Source organism: Pseudomonas sp. LH1G9 (assembly GCF_002949975.1).
Taxonomy (GTDB): Bacteria; Pseudomonadota; Gammaproteobacteria; order Pseudomonadales; family Pseudomonadaceae; genus Aquipseudomonas; species Aquipseudomonas veronii.
Genome location: NZ_CP026880.1, coordinates 5,659,204 through 5,674,565 on the forward strand (window position 1 = coordinate 5,659,204; position 15,362 = coordinate 5,674,565).

The 15,362-nt window shown below is 62.7% G+C and carries 13 protein-coding genes and 6 pseudogenes; 15 read left to right on the forward strand and 4 right to left on the reverse strand.

The features are described from left to right. Positions 1-69 precede the first annotated feature (69 nt). The 11 genes and pseudogenes from C5F70_RS26110 to C5F70_RS26160 all read left to right on the forward strand — a co-directional run. Positions 70-1,164 carry a polyamine ABC transporter substrate-binding protein gene (locus C5F70_RS26110; protein ID WP_026139797.1) on the forward strand — a complete coding sequence of 365 codons (1,095 nt, stop codon included), beginning with the start codon at positions 70-72 and terminating at the stop codon, positions 1,162-1,164. 239 nt (positions 1,165-1,403) lie between these two features. Beyond that, positions 1,404-2,498, forward strand: coding sequence for a polyamine ABC transporter substrate-binding protein (locus C5F70_RS26115; protein ID WP_046487885.1), 1,095 nt, complete (start codon positions 1,404-1,406; stop codon positions 2,496-2,498). Positions 2,499-2,564: 66 nt separating this feature from the next. Beyond that, entirely contained in the window at positions 2,565-3,707 is a 1,143-nt protein-coding gene (locus tag C5F70_RS26120; RefSeq protein WP_017845078.1) for an ABC transporter ATP-binding protein, read from the forward strand. Further along, entirely contained in the window at positions 3,704-4,624 is a 921-nt protein-coding gene (locus C5F70_RS26125) for an ABC transporter permease subunit (protein WP_046381716.1), read from the forward strand. The genes C5F70_RS26120 and C5F70_RS26125 overlap by 4 nt, the downstream gene beginning before the upstream one ends. Then, positions 4,621-5,505, forward strand: a complete 885-nt coding sequence (locus C5F70_RS26130) for an ABC transporter permease subunit (protein WP_046381717.1) — start codon at positions 4,621-4,623, stop codon at positions 5,503-5,505. Before C5F70_RS26125 ends, C5F70_RS26130 begins: the two co-directional genes overlap by 4 nt. 136 nt (positions 5,506-5,641) lie before the next feature. Next, positions 5,642-5,770, forward strand: a pseudogene (locus C5F70_RS26135) (putrescine ABC transporter permease PotI); the annotation flags it as partial. 99 nt (positions 5,771-5,869) lie between these two features. Beyond that, positions 5,870-5,998: pseudogene (locus C5F70_RS26140) on the forward strand (putrescine ABC transporter permease PotI); the annotation flags it as partial. Positions 5,999-6,158: 160 nt separating this feature from the next. Then, positions 6,159-6,260: pseudogene (locus tag C5F70_RS26145) on the forward strand (putrescine ABC transporter permease PotI); the annotation flags it as partial. Positions 6,261-6,448: 188 nt separating this feature from the next. Beyond that, positions 6,449-6,577: pseudogene (locus C5F70_RS26150) on the forward strand (putrescine ABC transporter permease PotI); the annotation flags it as partial. A 160-nt stretch (positions 6,578-6,737) separates the two neighbouring features. Next, positions 6,738-6,839: pseudogene (locus tag C5F70_RS26155) on the forward strand (putrescine ABC transporter permease PotI); the annotation flags it as partial. A gap of 188 nt (positions 6,840-7,027) precedes the next feature. Further along, positions 7,028-7,156, forward strand: a pseudogene (locus tag C5F70_RS26160) (putrescine ABC transporter permease PotI); the annotation flags it as partial. A 153-nt stretch (positions 7,157-7,309) separates the two neighbouring features. Here C5F70_RS26160 and C5F70_RS26165 read toward each other — a convergent pair. After that, positions 7,310-7,951 (reverse strand): HD domain-containing protein, encoded by a 642-nt coding sequence (locus C5F70_RS26165; protein WP_104904278.1) that lies wholly within the window; start codon positions 7,949-7,951, stop codon positions 7,310-7,312. A gap of 250 nt (positions 7,952-8,201) precedes the next feature. On the opposite strand from C5F70_RS26165, the gene C5F70_RS26170 reads away from it, so the two are divergent. Continuing rightward, positions 8,202-9,167 carry a GlxA family transcriptional regulator gene (locus tag C5F70_RS26170; RefSeq protein WP_057003979.1) on the forward strand — a complete coding sequence of 322 codons (966 nt, stop codon included), beginning with the start codon at positions 8,202-8,204 and terminating at the stop codon, positions 9,165-9,167. Positions 9,168-9,221: 54 nt separating this feature from the next. Here C5F70_RS26170 and C5F70_RS26175 read toward each other — a convergent pair whose 3' ends face one another. Continuing rightward, positions 9,222-11,576 (reverse strand): penicillin acylase family protein, encoded by a 2,355-nt coding sequence (locus C5F70_RS26175; RefSeq protein ID WP_104904279.1) that lies wholly within the window; start codon positions 11,574-11,576, stop codon positions 9,222-9,224. A 31-nt stretch (positions 11,577-11,607) separates the two neighbouring features. Next, positions 11,608-12,183, reverse strand: a complete 576-nt coding sequence (locus tag C5F70_RS26180) for a DUF6436 domain-containing protein (protein ID WP_046381720.1) — start codon at positions 12,181-12,183, stop codon at positions 11,608-11,610. Between the two features lie 111 nt (positions 12,184-12,294). On the opposite strand from C5F70_RS26180, the gene C5F70_RS26185 reads away from it, so the two are divergent. Continuing rightward, positions 12,295-13,236 (forward strand): alpha/beta hydrolase, encoded by a 942-nt coding sequence (locus C5F70_RS26185; RefSeq protein WP_046381721.1) that lies wholly within the window; start codon positions 12,295-12,297, stop codon positions 13,234-13,236. Between the two features lie 105 nt (positions 13,237-13,341). Here the strand turns inward: C5F70_RS26185 and C5F70_RS26190 are convergent, their stop codons facing one another. Then, on the reverse strand, positions 13,342-14,094 hold the full coding sequence (locus tag C5F70_RS26190) for a DUF2059 domain-containing protein (RefSeq protein ID WP_017845071.1): 753 nt from the start codon (positions 14,092-14,094) through the stop codon (positions 13,342-13,344). A gap of 131 nt (positions 14,095-14,225) precedes the next feature. Here C5F70_RS26190 and C5F70_RS26195 point away from each other — a divergent pair, with 131 nt between their 5' ends. Both C5F70_RS26195 and C5F70_RS26200 read left to right on the forward strand, forming a co-directional pair. Next, on the forward strand, positions 14,226-14,858 hold the full coding sequence (locus C5F70_RS26195) for a 2OG-Fe(II) oxygenase (protein WP_017845070.1): 633 nt from the start codon (positions 14,226-14,228) through the stop codon (positions 14,856-14,858). Between the two features lie 2 nt (positions 14,859-14,860). Further along, on the forward strand, positions 14,861-15,361 hold the full coding sequence (locus C5F70_RS26200) for a DUF523 domain-containing protein (protein WP_104904280.1): 501 nt from the start codon (positions 14,861-14,863) through the stop codon (positions 15,359-15,361). Position 15,362: the final 1 nt, after the last annotated feature.

A 15,362-nucleotide genomic window follows, 5' to 3' on the forward strand; every position in this document is an offset into this window, starting at 1 on the left:
TGTATATCGATGAAGCATGCTGCGGCCCAAAAAAGAAAATTGGAGCATCACCAAATGAAGGCATTAGGTTTGAAGAACGCTGGCAAGACCCTCCTCGCGTTGTCCCTGATGGGCGCAATGGCGGGCGCGGCCCAGGCAGACGATAAAGTGCTGCACATCTATAACTGGTCCGACTACATTGCTCCGGACACCATCGCCAACTTTGAAAAAGAGTCGGGCATCAAAGTGGTGTACGACGTATTCGACAGCAACGAGACCCTTGAAGCCAAGTTGCTGGCAGGCAAGTCCGGTTACGACATCGTCGTACCGTCGAACAACTTCCTCGCCAAGCAGATCAAGGCCGGCGTCTACCAGGAGCTGGACAAGTCCAAGCTGTCCAACTACGAAAACCTGAACACGTCGCTGCTCAAGGCCGTGTCTGTCAGCGACCCGGACAACAAGCACGCTTTCCCGTACATGTGGGGTTCGATCGGCATCGGTTACAACCCGGAGAAGGTCAAGGCCGCGCTGGGCGTCGACAAGATCGATTCGTGGGACATCCTGCTCAAGCCGGAAAACATCGCCAAGCTCAAGAGCTGCGGTGTGAGCTTCCTCGATTCGCCAACCGAAATGCTGCCGATCGCGCTGCATTACCTGGGCCTGCCGACCGACAGCCAGAAGAAAGCCGACCTCAAGCAAGCTGAAGACCTGTTCCTGAAGATCCGTCCTTCGATCGGCTACTTCCACTCGTCCAAGTACATCTCCGACCTGGCCAACGGCAACATCTGCGTAGCCGTGGGTTACTCGGGTGACATCCAGCAGGCCAAATCCCGCGCGGCTGAAGCCGGTGGCAAGGTCAAAGTGGCGTATGACATTCCGAAGGAAGGCGCCGGCAGTTTCTATGACATGGTCGCCATCCCTAAAGATGCCGAAAACGTCGAAGCGGCCTACAAGTTCATGAACTACCTGCTCGAGCCGAAAGTCATGGCTGCGATCACCAACAGCGTGCGTTTCCCGAACGGTAACGAGAAAGCCACCGCATTGGTCGACAAAGACATCACCAGCGACCCAGGCATCTACCCGCCAGCGGACGTGCAAGCCAAGCTGTATGCCATTGCCGACTTGCCGGCAGCGACTCAGCGTGAAATGACCCGTAGCTGGACCAAAATCAAATCCGGTAAGTAAGCGAGGTAACCTGTAGGAGCGAGCTTGCTCGCGAAAATCCTCAACGATAACGCAGCGCCTCTGGTCGCCCGCGTTGCCTGTGAGTTCTTCGCGAGCAAGCTCGCTCCTACAAAGAGCGGTAGCCGTACAGTAATTAAATGACAGAAAGTTTTGCCGGATCGGTTTATCGAGGGTAAGTTGCGCGCCGGTTTTGTTGCCGGGCAACAACTTTGGGCCCAACTATTTAAGAGGACCTCCACTTGCCATTTTCTTTATTTCGCCAAGCCTTGCTGGTAGGTGCCGGTATCACGCTGGCTGTCAGCGTGCAGGCCGCATCGACTGTGCATGTTTATAACTGGTCGGACTACATCGGCCCCGACACCCTGGCCAACTTTGAAAAGGCCTCCGGTATCAAGCCTGTGTATGACGTGTTTGATTCCAACGAAACCCTGGAAGGCAAGTTGCTGGCCGGACGTACCGGTTACGACGTGGTGGTGCCGTCCAATCACTTCCTCGGCAAACAGATCAAGGCCGGGGCGTTCCAGAAGCTCGACAAGTCGTTGCTGACTCACTACGCCAACCTCGACCCGGCGCTGCTCAAGCGCCTGGAAAAGAACGACCCGGGCAACCAATACGCCGTGCCGTACCTGTGGGGCACCAACGGCATCGGTTACAACGTCGATAAAGTCAAAGAAGTGCTGGGCGTCGACAAGATCGACTCCTGGGCCGTGCTGTTCGAGCCGGAAAACATGAAAAAGCTCGCGACGTGCGGCGTGTCCTTCATGGACTCGGCAGATGAAATGCTGCCGGCGGTGCTCAACTACATGGGCCTGAACCCCAACAGCGAGAACCCCGAAGACTACAAGAAGGCCGAAGCGAAACTGCTGAAAGTGCGGCCTTATGTGACCTACTTCCATTCTTCCAAATACATCTCCGACCTGGCCAACGGCAACATCTGCGTGGCGGCCGGGTTCTCCGGCGATGTGTTCCAGGCCAAGGCCCGCGCAGCCGAGGCGGGCAAGGGCGTGAACATCGCCTACGCGATTCCGAAAGAAGGCGGCAACCTGTGGTTTGACGTGCTGGCGATCCCCAAGGACGCGGCCAACGTTAAAGAAGCCCACGCCTTCATCAACTATTTACTGCAACCTGAGGTTATCGCTCAGGTCAGTGATTACGTCGGTTATGCCAACCCTAACCCAGGGGCGGACGCACTGATGGAGCAATCGATACGCACCGACGAAGCGGTTTACCCACCGCAGGCGGTTCTCGACCGGACATTTGTCAACTTCGAGCTACCCCCGAAAGTGCAGCGTTTAATGACCCGTAGCTGGACCAAGGTCAAGACGGGCAAGTAAGGCTCAAACTATCCTGGGTTCGCCCGCGTCGGGCGAACTGCACTCTTTTTTTTGGGAGTTTCGTAAATGGCAGTTGCCTCCGGCGCCTATAAGAAAGCCCTCGAGGGCGACCAGACACCGAAAAAGGTGCTGGTCAAAATCGACCGGGTCACGAAGAAGTTCGACGAGACGATTGCCGTGGACGATGTGTCCCTGGAAATCAAGAAAGGCGAGATCTTCGCCTTGCTCGGCGGTTCGGGTTCGGGCAAATCCACCTTGTTGCGCATGCTCGCAGGTTTCGAGCGCCCAACCGAGGGTCGCATCTACCTCGACGGTGTGGACATCACCGACATGCCGCCCTACGAGCGGCCGATCAACATGATGTTCCAGTCCTACGCGCTGTTCCCGCACATGACAGTGGCGCAGAACATCGCGTTTGGCCTGCAACAGGACAAGATCCCCAAGGCCGAAGTCGACGCCCGCGTGGCCGAGATGCTCAAGCTGGTGCAGATGAGCCAGTACGCCAAGCGCAAGCCGCACCAGTTGTCCGGTGGCCAGCGCCAGCGTGTGGCCCTGGCCCGTTCCCTGGCCAAGCGCCCGAAACTGCTGCTGCTCGATGAGCCGATGGGGGCGCTGGACAAGAAACTGCGTTCGCAGATGCAGCTGGAACTGGTGGAAATCATCGAGCGCGTCGGCGTGACCTGCGTGATGGTGACCCACGACCAGGAAGAGGCCATGACCATGGCCGAGCGCATCGCGATCATGCACCTGGGCTGGATCGCGCAGATCGGCAGCCCGGTCGACATCTACGAGACGCCGACCAGCCGCCTGGTGTGCGAGTTCATCGGCAACGTCAACATCTTCGACACCCAGGTGGTCGACGACGCTGAAGGCCACGCAGTGCTCAAGTGCCCGGACCTGGACCGCGACATCTACGTCGGCTACGGCATCGCCACCTCGGTGGAAGACAAGTCGGTGACCTACGCCATCCGCCCGGAAAAACTGCTGGTCACCACCCAAATGCCGACCTGCGAGCACAACTGGTCCAGCGGCAAGGTCCACGACATCGCCTACCTCGGCGGCCACTCGGTGTTCTACGTCGAGTTGCCGAGCGGCAAGCTCGTGCAATCCTTCGTCGCCAACGCCGAACGCCGTGGCCAGCGCCCAACCTGGGGTGATCAGGTGTACGTGTGGTGGGAAGACGACAGCGGCGTGGTACTTCGCTCATGAACATGAAAAAATTCAAGCGCCAGCTGCAACGAATAACCCCCGGTGGCCGGCATGTGGTCATCGGGATCCCTTTCCTCTGGCTGTTCCTGTTCTTCATGCTGCCGTTCTTCATCGTCCTGAAGATCAGCTTTGCCGAAGCCGACGTGGCGATCCCGCCTTACACCGAGATCTACACCTTCGTTGAGCAGAAGCTGCAACTGGTGCTGAACCTGGCCAACTACGCGATGCTCGGCGACGATGAGTTGTACATCGCCGCGTACCTGGGCTCGCTGAAGATGGCGTTCTTCAGCACCCTGCTGTGCCTGGTGATCGGCTACCCGATGGCCTATGCGATTGCCAGTGCGCGCAAAGAGATGCAGACCGTCCTCGTGCTGCTGATCATGATGCCGACCTGGACCGCGATCCTGATCCGCGTGTACGCGTGGATGGGCATCCTCAGCAACAACGGCTTGCTCAACAGCTTCCTGATGTCCATCGGGCTGATCAACGAGCCGCTGCAGATCCTCAACACCAACATCGCGGTGTATATCGGCGTGGTCTATTCGTACCTGCCGTTCATGATCCTGCCGCTGTACGCCAACCTGGTGAAACACGACCAGAGCCTGCTGGAAGCTGCCTCGGACCTGGGTTCGAGCACCTTCAACAGCTTCTGGAAGATCACCGTGCCGCTGTCCAAGAACGGCATCATCGCCGGTTGCATGCTGGTCTTCATCCCGGTGGTGGGCGAGTTCGTGATCCCGGAACTGCTCGGCGGCCCGGAAACCCTGATGATCGGTAAAGTGTTGTGGCAAGAATTCTTCAACAACCGTGACTGGCCGGTGGCTTCTGCCCTGGCGGTGGTGATGCTGGCGATCCTGATCGTGCCGATCATCCTGTTCAACCGCAGCCAAGCCAAAGAGATGGAGGGCAAGATATGAAGCGCGTCAGTTTCTCAAGCTTCATGCTGGTGGCGGGGTTGTTGTTCATCTACCTGCCGATGCTGATCCTGGTGATCTACTCGTTCAACGAATCCAAGCTGGTGACGGTGTGGGGCGGTTGGTCGATCAAGTGGTACGTGGGCCTGCTGGACAACACCCAGTTGATGGGCTCGGTGGCGCGTTCCCTGGAAATCGCCTGCTACACGGCCATCGCGGCCGTGGCGCTGGGTACGCTGGCGGCGTTCGTGCTGACGCGCATCAGCCAGTTCAAGGGCCGCACGCTGTTCGGCGGCCTGGTGACCGCGCCGTTGGTCATGCCCGAGGTGATCACCGGTCTGTCGCTGTTGCTGCTGTTCGTGGCGATGGCGCAGATGATCGGTTGGCCCCAGGAACGTGGCATCGTCACCATCTGGATCGCCCACACCACGTTCTGCGCGGCGTATGTGGCTGTGGTGGTGTCGGCGCGCTTGCGTGAGCTGGACCTGTCGATCGAAGAAGCGGCGATGGACCTGGGCGCGCGGCCGTGGAAGGTGTTCTTCCTGATCACCATCCCGATGATCGCGCCGTCGTTGGCGGCGGGTGGGATGATGTCCTTCGCGCTGTCCCTCGATGACCTGGTACTCGCCAGCTTCGTGTCGGGCCCGGGTTCGACCACCTTGCCGATGGAAGTCTTCTCGGCGGTGCGCCTGGGGGTCAAACCGGAGATCAACGCCGTGGCCAGCCTGATTCTGCTGGCGGTGTCGTTGGTGACTTTCCTGGTGTGGTTCTTCAGCCGACGTGCCGAAGAGATGCGCAAGAAGGCGATCCAGCAAGCGATCGAAGAAGCGGCCGCCGATGGCTGGCAGCAGCCGGACAAGCGTCGGGCGCCTGCGCCGGTCTAACGGCCGACACGGTGCAAATGTGGGAGGGGGCTTGCCCCCGATAGCAGAGTGTCAGTCACTGAAGCTGTGACTGATCCACTGCTATCGGGGGCAAGCCCCCTCCCACATTTTGACCGCGTTCCAGGTTGATCAGGCCGTCACCATCTGGATCGCCCACACCACGTTCTGCGCGGCGTATGTGGCGGTGGTGGTGTCGGCGCGCTTGCGCGAGCTGGACCTGTCGATCGAAGAAGCGGCCGCCGATGGCTGGCAGCAGCCGGACAAGCGTCGGGCGCCTGCGCCGGTCTAACGGCCGACACGGTGCAAATGTGGGAGGGGGCTTGCCCCCTCCCACATTTTGACCGCGTTCCAGGTTGATCAGGCCGTCCACATCTGGATCACCCACACCACGTTCTGCGCGGCGTATGTGGCGGTGGTGGTGTCGGCGCGCTTGCGTGAGCTGGACCTGTCGATCGAAGAAGCGGCCGCCGATGGCTGGCAGCAGCCGGACAAGCGTCGGGCGCCTGCGCCGGTCTAATGGCCGACACGGTGCAAATGTGGGAGGGGGCTTGCCCTCGATAGCAGAGTGTCAGTCACTGAAGCTGTGACTGATCCACCGCCATCGGGGGCAAGCCCCCTCCCACATTTTGACCGCATTCCAGGTTGATCAGGCCGTCACCATCTGGATCGCCCACACCACGTTCTGCGCGGCGTATGTGGCGGTGGTGGTGTCGGCGCGCTTGCGTGAGCTGGACCTGTCGATCGAAGAAGCGGCCAGCCGATGGCTGGCAGCAGCCGGACAAGCGTCGGGCGCCTGCGCCGGTCTAATGGCCGACACGGTGCAAATGTGGGAGGGGGCTTGCCCCCGATAGCAGAGTGTCAGTCACTGAAGCTGTGACTGATCCACCGCCATCGGGGGCAAGCCCCCTCCCACATTTTGACCGCGTTCCAGGTTGATCAGGCCGTCACCATCTGGATCACCCACACCACGTTCTGCGCGGCGTATGTGGCGGTGGTGGTGTCGGCGCGCTTGCGCGAGCTGGACCTGTCGATCGAAGAAGCGGCCGCCGATGGCTGGCAGCAGCCGGACAAACGTCGGGCGCCTGCGCCGGTCTAACGGCCGACACGGTGCAAATGTGGGAGGGGGCTTGCCCCCGATAGCAGAGTGTCAGTCACTGAAGCTGTGACTGATCCACCGCCATCGGGGGCAAGCCCCCTCCCACATTTTGACCGCGTTCCAGGTTGATCAGGCCGTCACCATCTGGATCACCCACACCACGTTCTGCGCGGCGTATGTGGCGGTGGTGGTGTCGGCGCGCTTGCGCGAGCTGGACCTGTCGATCGAAGAAGCGGCCAGCCGATGGCTGGCAGCAGCCGGACAAGCGTCGGGCGCCTGCGCCGGTCTAACGGCCGACACGGTGCAAATGTGGGAGGGGGCTTGCCCCCGATAGCAGAGTGTCAGTCACTGAAGCTGTGACTGATCCACCGCCATCGGGGGCAAGCCCCCTCCCACATTTTGACCGCGTTCCAGGTTGATCAGGCCGTCACCATCTGGATCGCCCACACCACGTTCTGCGCGGCGTATGTGGCGGTGGTGGTGTCGGCGCGCTTGCGCGAGCTGGACCTGTCGATCGAAGAAGCGGCCGCCGATGGCTGGCAGCAGCCGGACAAGCGTCGGGCGCCTGCGCCGGTCTAATGGCCGACACGGTGCAAATGTGGGAGGGGGCTTGCCCCCGATAGCAGAGTGTCAGTCACTGAAGCTGTGACTGATCCACCGCCATCGGGGGCAAGCCCCCTCCCACATTTTGACCGCATTCCAGGTTGATCAGGCCGTCCACGGCGACTGGCGAATCACCTTGACAAAGTTCATCGGCTTGAACCCCGGCTCCTGATCCACCAGCACATCGGTCTTCACGTTGCCGAACGTGGTCTGCGGGCGATGGCGCAAGCCGTCGGCGAACGCGCAGATGATGCATTCCTTGAACCCTTCACCGCGTGGATGTGCATGCACCACGGCTTCGCGCTGCACGGGGGTAAATGCGGCGTAGTCCATGCCCAGCACGTCCATCTCGACGCCGGCGGTGACCAGCGCCACGGTCGGCCGCAAATGCTGCGGCACGCCCGGCGTGGTGTGCAGTGCGATGGACAGCCACACCTGTTCGATGTCGTCATCGCTCAGCCCATGCGGCTTGAGGAAGTCCGCCGCCGCGTTGGCGCCGTCGACTTCGAAACGCTGGTCGTCGCTGCGATGGCCTTCGACCAGGCCCAGGTCATGGAACATCGCGCCGACGTAAAGCAGCTCCGGGTTATAGGCCAGTTGCTTGCGCTCACCGCTCAACGCGCCGAACAGAAACACCCGGCGCGAGTGGTGGTAGAGCAGGTCGGATTCGATATCGCGGATGTAGTCGGTGGTGGCCCTGGCCAGGGCGCTGTCCGGGATCTTGATGCCGGCGATGCTGGTGCTCATGGTCGTTCTCCGCAAGAAAGCGCCAGGGTGGCGCCGAGGCAGCCAGTCTGGTCGCGCGCCGGGGAAGGGGCTATCGCAGCGAGGGTGCGATGTCGGCCAATGTGCTGCTACATCGTGCCAAGTGAAAGTCGGCTAGGGTGTAGCAGACGATATCCCCCGTGAAGCCTGCGAAAATCCAAAGGTGGAAGGGCGTTTGCCCCCTCCCACAGGGGTTCTGTGTTTATCCGGTTAGGTAAAGGTGTGCCTGTTCATGAGCAAGACCGTCGGCATTCTGATTTTCCCCGGCGTCCAGTCACTGGACGTGACCGGCCCGCTGGATGTGTTCTGCGAAGCGAACCGTTTCCTGTCGCCCGACGACCAGTACCAGTTGGACGTGATCGGCCTGGACCACGGCAATATGGCCTGTTCCAACGGCCTGTCGTTGCAGGCCCATCGGCATTACCGCGAAGCGTTGCAAGCCTATGACCTGCTTCTGGTCGCCGGCGGGCCGCAGTTGCCTTTCGAAGATTTCGGCGCGCACTTCGATGATTGGCTGCGTGGGGCCGCGGCGCGGGCGCAGCGCTTCGGTTCGATTTGCAACGGCGCCTTCATACTGGCCCGCGCCGGCCTGCTCGACGGGAAAACCGTCACCACCCATTGGGGCGATGCCGCCGATCTGGCGCGGTTGTGCCCCAGCGCCCGGGTCGAGGCCGACCGCCTCTACATGCAGGACGGCAACCTCTACACCTCGGCCGGGGTCACGGCGGGGATCGACCTGTCGCTGTACCTGCTGGCCCAGGACCACGGGCCGGAAGTGGCGTTGAGCGTGGCCAAGCGCTTGGTGGTGTTCACCCAGCGTGCGGGCGGGCAGTCGCAGTTCAGCCCGTTCCTCACGCCCCACGCCGAAACCACTTCGGCGGTGGCGCTGGTGCAAGTGTATGTGCTGGCGAACCTGACCGGCGATCTGACCATCGCGGACCTGGCCAACGCGGCCAATATGAGTGCGCGCAACTTCTCCCGGGTGTTCGCCCGTGAAGCGCGGATCACCCCGGCGGAGTTCGTCGAGCGGGCGCGGGTGGATGCGGCGCGGGTGATGCTCGAAAGCAGCCGCGCACCGCTCAAGACCGTGGCCTATCAATGCGGGTTTCGCGATGCCCAGCACATGCGCAGCGTGTTCAACCGCCGACTGGGGGTGACGCCGCAACAGTTCCGGCTCAACTTCGCCGCACCGGTGTAGGGGCAACACCGCAGATACAAGCCCCCTCCCACATTTTGACTGCGTTCCAGGCGGTCAGCGGGCTGGCAGCAGCTTCAGCGTACCGCGCGTATTGGCCGTGACTTCCTCATCGCTGAAATGCGCCTGCTCGTAGCCGCCCTCGATATACGTTTCCGCCTGGTCCCCATAGTGCTTGTCGAACGGCACACCGCTTTGCCCCACCGGGTTGATGGTCAGCGCGTGGGGCACGTCGGCGAAGTCGATCAGGCGCCGGGTCGACGGGCCGTAGGTCACCGGCCATGGTGCCGGGCCGATATTGGCTGACTGGTTGTTCGGCACTTCGTGGCTGCCCGGGGCGGGGAAGGGGCCGACGTTGACGATCCGGTCCAGCGGTTTCTGCGAGCCCAGCGGGTGGCCGTGGGTCAGCGTATGGGCCTTGCCCCACTGCCATTGGCCCGGGTCATCGCCGAAGGTGGCCTTGAGGTGCGCGAGGCTGTTGTCCCAGGCGAGCTTGACGGTGTCGGCACGCTTGCCGTTCCACCAGGGCGAATCCGGGCTCGCGGCCAGGCGGGGCAACGCCGCATCGATCACCCGCGTGCTGAGCAGGGTCTTGAACATGGCGTCGCCGAGTTTCGGGTGGAAGGCCGCGTCAGCCAGGTTGAACAGGAACTGGTTGAACAGCGTGGCGCTGGTGGAGTCCAGCGGATAATCGCCTTTCCAGGCCGCCAGTTGCTCCACCAGCTGCAACTGCGCCGGGTCTTTGACCACCTCGCGCAGCACCGGCAACAGCGGTGCCAGCAAGCGCGGGCCGAAGGCGGTGGTGGTGCCCAGTTGCAGGGCCTGGCTGTTGTTCACGTCCCACTTCACGCGCTTGTCGCTCAACTGCGCGTTCAACTGCTGGCCACGGTCGGCCAGGTTGTAATAGCCGGGGATCTCCATGCCGCTGGGCGACACCGGCTGTGCATTGGCCGACACCACATAGCCACGCGCCGGGTTTTCTTCCTGGGGGTTGGCGCTGAACGGGTAGAAGCCCAGCTTGTCGGCCTGGGCCGTGCTGCCGTCGAGGATAAACCCGGGGTTGACGCCGGCCGGGCGGATCGGCAACTGCGCCGCCGCCCACCAGCCGATATCGCCCTGGGCATTCGCCCACACAATGTTCAGCCCCGGTGCCGACACCTTGGCCGCCGCGGCACGGGCCTTGGCCAGGGTGTCGGCGCGGTTGAGCTGGTAGAACCCTTCGAGGATCGGGTTCTGGGTGTCGAGGAACGCCCACCACATCGCGATCGGCGTCTTGCCGGCGTTCTCGCCGAGCACGTCATTGATGATCGGGCCGTGGGGCGATTGGCGCAGGGTCAAGGTGACCGGTGCCTGGCCCTTGACCGCGATCTGTTGCTCGCTGCGGGTCATGTCGACCCATTGGCCGTGGTACCAGACCTGGTTGGCGTTGTCCGGATTGACCTGCTCGGCGATCAGGTCGAGGTCGTCGTTCTGGAACATGGTCAGGCTCCAGCCGAAATCCAGGTTGTGCCCCAGGAACGCCACCGGCACCAGCGCGTTGTGATAGCCGTACAACTCAAAGCCCGGCGCCGACAGCTGTGCCTCGTACCACACCGACGGCACCGAGAAGCGGATATGCGGGTCACCCGCCAGCAACGGCTTGCCGCTCTGGGTGCGGCTGCCGCTGATCGCCCAGGCGTTGCTGCCTTCGAACTGCGGCAAGCCGTTGTCGGCCAGGGCCTGTTCACTCAGGGCCGCGATGGCGCCGAGGTTTTGCCAGTCGCTGGCGGCCAGGTTGAGCGCGCCCTTGGGTTGCCAGGCGAGGTCGAACACGTTCAGGTAATCGCTGCCCAACTGGTCGCGTACATAGGTCAGCAATGGCTCGGTACGAAACGCCGCAGCAAAGCTGTAGGCCATATACCCGGCGACGCTGATGGTGTCCTCGGCGGTAAACGGCCGCTTGGGGATGCCCAGCACATCGAACTCCATCGGGCTGGCGTGGTTGTCCTGATACTGGTTGATCCCGTCCAGATAGGCTTGCAGGGCCTTCCAGTGCGCCGACTCGTGGTCCAACTGCGCCACATAAGTGGCGGAGCGCTCGCGAATGCGCAGGCTGCGGAACAGTTTGTCGGTGTCCAGCAGCTTGGGGCCGAGCACTTCGGCCAATTCGCCGCGCGCCAGGCGTCGCATGATTTCCATCTGGAACAGCCGGTCCTGGGCATGCACGTAGCCCAGGGCGCGGTACAGGTCGGTCTCGTTCTCGGCACGGATATGCGGCACGCCACGCTCGTCGTAGCGCACCGTGACCGAACCTTGCAGGTTCGCCAGCGTCACGGCGCCCTGGCGGGTGGGTTGCTTGCTGTAGACGTACCAGCCGGCACCGACGGCGATCAGCGCCAGCAGCACCGCGAGAACCTGCAAGAGGCGCTTCATGAACATTCCTTACCAAGAGTGGGGCGACGGGCTACGAACCGGTTGGCCACGAACAATAGCAGCCCACCGCCAGGGTGTGAGTGGCATTCACTGCGCGGCCTGCCGCAAGGGCCTTGAGGATCGGCTCGATAAAACTGTTGCTGGCGTTGCACGTCAGCCCTTCGCTGTAGGGCCCGAAATACGCGAGCTTGCCGCTGCGGTCCCAGATCGCCACGGCCGGGGTCGCGGGTATCTGATCGGCACCGGGCAGGCTGCTGAGGATTTTCATCTGGCGCAGGTTGTCGGGCAACTGGCCGTGGCTGCCGGGTTTCTGCAGGGCGTAGAACTCGACGCCCTGGGGTGCGTAGTGCTCGATCAATTCGCCGAGGTGCTGCTGGTTGCCGACGTTGCACGGGCAGGCCGGGTCCCAGAAATGCACAAGGCGGATCGGGCCGGGGCCGGCGAGGTCGTCGGGCAGGCGTAGGGCGTCGCCGGAAAACACCGCCGTGTGTTCGCTGAAGGCACGCAGGTAGCGGCCTTGGAACCAGTCATACGCCGCCCATAACACGCCGGCGCAGAGGATCAGCAGCAGGCTGGCGAACAGGGTGGTGCGGTAGGGCTGTCGCATTCAGATCAATCCTCGAAGGACGCGTAGCTTGCCATGCTTGCCCCGACAGATGAATATCGCAGCTCGATATTCCTCTGCGCAGCGCGTGAAGCCCCAAGTCTGGAACCTCTTATGCCCGTCACCTTTGACCCCGATCACCTGCGCGACAGCTTGCGGCCCCTGGTGGATGCGCAGCCGCTCAGCGCCGAGGCGCGGGTCTATCAGCGCTTCTATGGGCTGGACCTGCGCGCGCGCCAGGTGCCGGCGGTGAGCCGCCTTGGCCGGTTCGAGGTCGATGGGTTCGCGGTGGTCGCCCAGGTGTGGTGGCCGCCGGTGCCGGTGGCGACGATGTTCATGTTCCACGGGTTCTACGACCATATGGGGCTGTACCGCCACGTCGTCGACTGGGCGCTGGACCAGGGTTTCGTGGTGATCGCCTGCGACCTGCCGGGCCATGGCTTGTCCAGCGGCGCGCGGGCCAGTATCGATGATTTTGCGGTGTACCAGGACGTGGTGCAGGCGCTGTTCGCCCAGGCCGAAGCGCTGCACCTGCCCCGGCCCTGGCACCTGTTCGGGCAAAGCACCGGCGGTGCGGTGGTGGTGGATCACTTGCTCAACCATGGCGCCGACAGCCCGGCCCAGGGTAAGACTTTTCTGCTTTCACCCTTGGTGCGTCCGCGTGGGTGGGGCTGGTCGCAGGTCAGCTATTACCTGCTGCGGCCGTTCGTCAAAGGCATCGCCCGACGGTTCAGCGAAAACACCAATGACCCGGCCTTCAAGCCGTTCCTCGAAGCCGACCCCTTGCAGCCGCGCCAATTGCCGACCGCCTGGGTCGGGGCACTGGCGCGCTGGATCAGGCAAATCGAAGCCGCACCGCGCAGCCCGCGGCGGCCGCTGATTGTGCAGGGCGAAGAGGATATGACGGTAGATTGGCAGCACAACCTGCAGGTGCTGCGGGGCAAGTTCGATCAGCCTGAGGTGTTGATGCTCAAGCGCGGCCGGCATCACTTGGCCAATGAGATCCCGGAGATTCGCCAGGAATACTTCAAGTACCTCACCGACCACCTGAAATAACACGGACCAAATGTGGGAGGGGGCTTGCCCCCGATAGCAGGGTGTCAGTCAGCACATCTGATACTGACCCACCGCTATCGGGAGCAAGCCCCCTCCCACATTTTTTTACTGCGCCAGGCTTGAGGTGCTTTGACCGACCGCCAAGCCTGCGCGGACCGCTGCCAACGCCGCCTGGTAATACGCCTTCCCCTGCGGCGACTCGGCAAACGTAGCGAATTCTTCCAGTTCCGGGTCGGACAAGTCCCGATAGACGTACAGCAACGTGTTGTTCAGGTCATTGCCGATCTGTTGCATCAGCCGTTCGCGTTGTCCATCCAGCATGCCCTGGGCCTGGCCGCCGCCCAACAGGCCGGGGATCATCTGGCTCAAGCTGTCGGCCGCCACGCCGGCGATCGCCAGGCTGACTTCGGCGCCGGCTTCGCGGGCAGGCAGGGCCTGGGCCAGGTGGCCGATGATCAGGCTGCGAGTGGCGTCGGCTTCGATGTGCGGCAGGCCTTGGGCATTTTTTGCCAGCTGGTCGCGGCGGGTGGCCAGCAGTTCGGCGGCGACAATCTTGCGCCCCAGCGGCGACTGGAAAAACGCCAGGGCCGGTGCCGGGTCCGCCAGGTGCTTGCGCAGTTGGGCTTCGGCGCGCCGGTCCACAGCCTGGGCGGCGAAGCGCTTGTTGCTGTTGTCGACCAGCGCCTGGTACACCGCCGGCGGCAGGCTGTTGCGGTAGCGTTGCTGGGCGGCACTGAGGGCGTCATTGAAATGCGCGCGTTGTTCGGCCCAGCCGGCGACCTTGTACAACTGGTCATGGCCGTCTGCCCAAGCGGGCAAAACGCAGAACATCAGCAAGGAAAAAAACAAACGACGCATATGGACTCCTGTCAGTCGGCCACTATTGTCCGTGTCGGGCGTAGGATTTGTCGAGAAGTCCTATCAGTCACCTGGCTAAAGTGCGTTCAGACGCTCAGCGGCTCTGTCGGATTCACAGGCGTATGGATACTATGCGCGCCATGCAAATATCCCACGATCACCCATTGCTGCAACGCATTGTCGACGACCTGGCCGAAAAGGGCTGGTCGCAGCAAAACAGCTTCCTGCCCCAGGCTCTGACCCTGGAACTGGCGGCTGAGTGCCGTAAACGTGCGGCTGAAGGTGAGCTGGCCCCGGCGGCGGTCGGGCGCGGGCCGGCCCAGGAGATTCGCGAGGGTATTCGTGGCGACCATATCCAGTGGCTGGAGGAGGGCGACGCCGTCGTCTGCGACCGCTATATGACGGTGATGGACAGCCTGCGCCTGGCGATAAACCGCAGCTTGTTCCTCGGCCTGGAAGATTTTGAAAGCCACTTCGCGATGTACCCGCCGGGGGCGTTTTACCTCAGGCACCTGGACCGGTTTCGCGACGACGACCGGCGCACGGTCTCGGCGGTGATCTACTTGAACGACGAGTGGCTGCCGGAACACGGCGGCCAGTTGCGCATGTACCTCAAGGACGGCGTCGAACTCGACGTGGTGCCCAGCGGAGGTTGCCTGGTGGTGTTCCTGTCCGGCGAAGTGCCCCACGAAGTGCTGCCCGCTACCCGCGAGCGCCTTTCGCTGACCGGCTGGTTTCGTCGGCGCGGTAACGAGCCGTTTTAAGCATGGAAAAAATTCTCGTCAGCCGCTGTCTGCTCGGGCACAAAGTGCGCTACGACGGCGGCGCCAGCGGGCCGTTCGATCAACTGGCGGCATGGCAGGCCGAAGGCCGCGTGGTTGCGATCTGCCCGGAAGTGGCGGGCGGTTTGCCCACGCCCAGGCCTTCCGCCGAGATTCCGGGCGGGCAGGGTATCGACGTGTGGGAGGGCCGCGCCCAGGTGCTGACCGCCGCGGGCGAGGACTTCAGCGCCGCCTTCCTCGACGGCGCTCGCCAGGCGTTGGCGCTGGTGCAGCGCCACAATATCCGTATCGCCGTGCTCAAGGCCAATAGCCCGTCCTGTGGCAATGTGCTGACCTATGACGGCACTTTCAGCGGTGTGAAGGTGAGCGGCGAAGGAGTCACGGCGGCGCTGCTCAAGCGCCATGGGGTGTGGGTGTTCAGTGAGTTTGAGTTGCTTGAGGCGGCGCAAGCCCTGGCCCGTCTCCCAAGCCCTCCCACATTTTGAT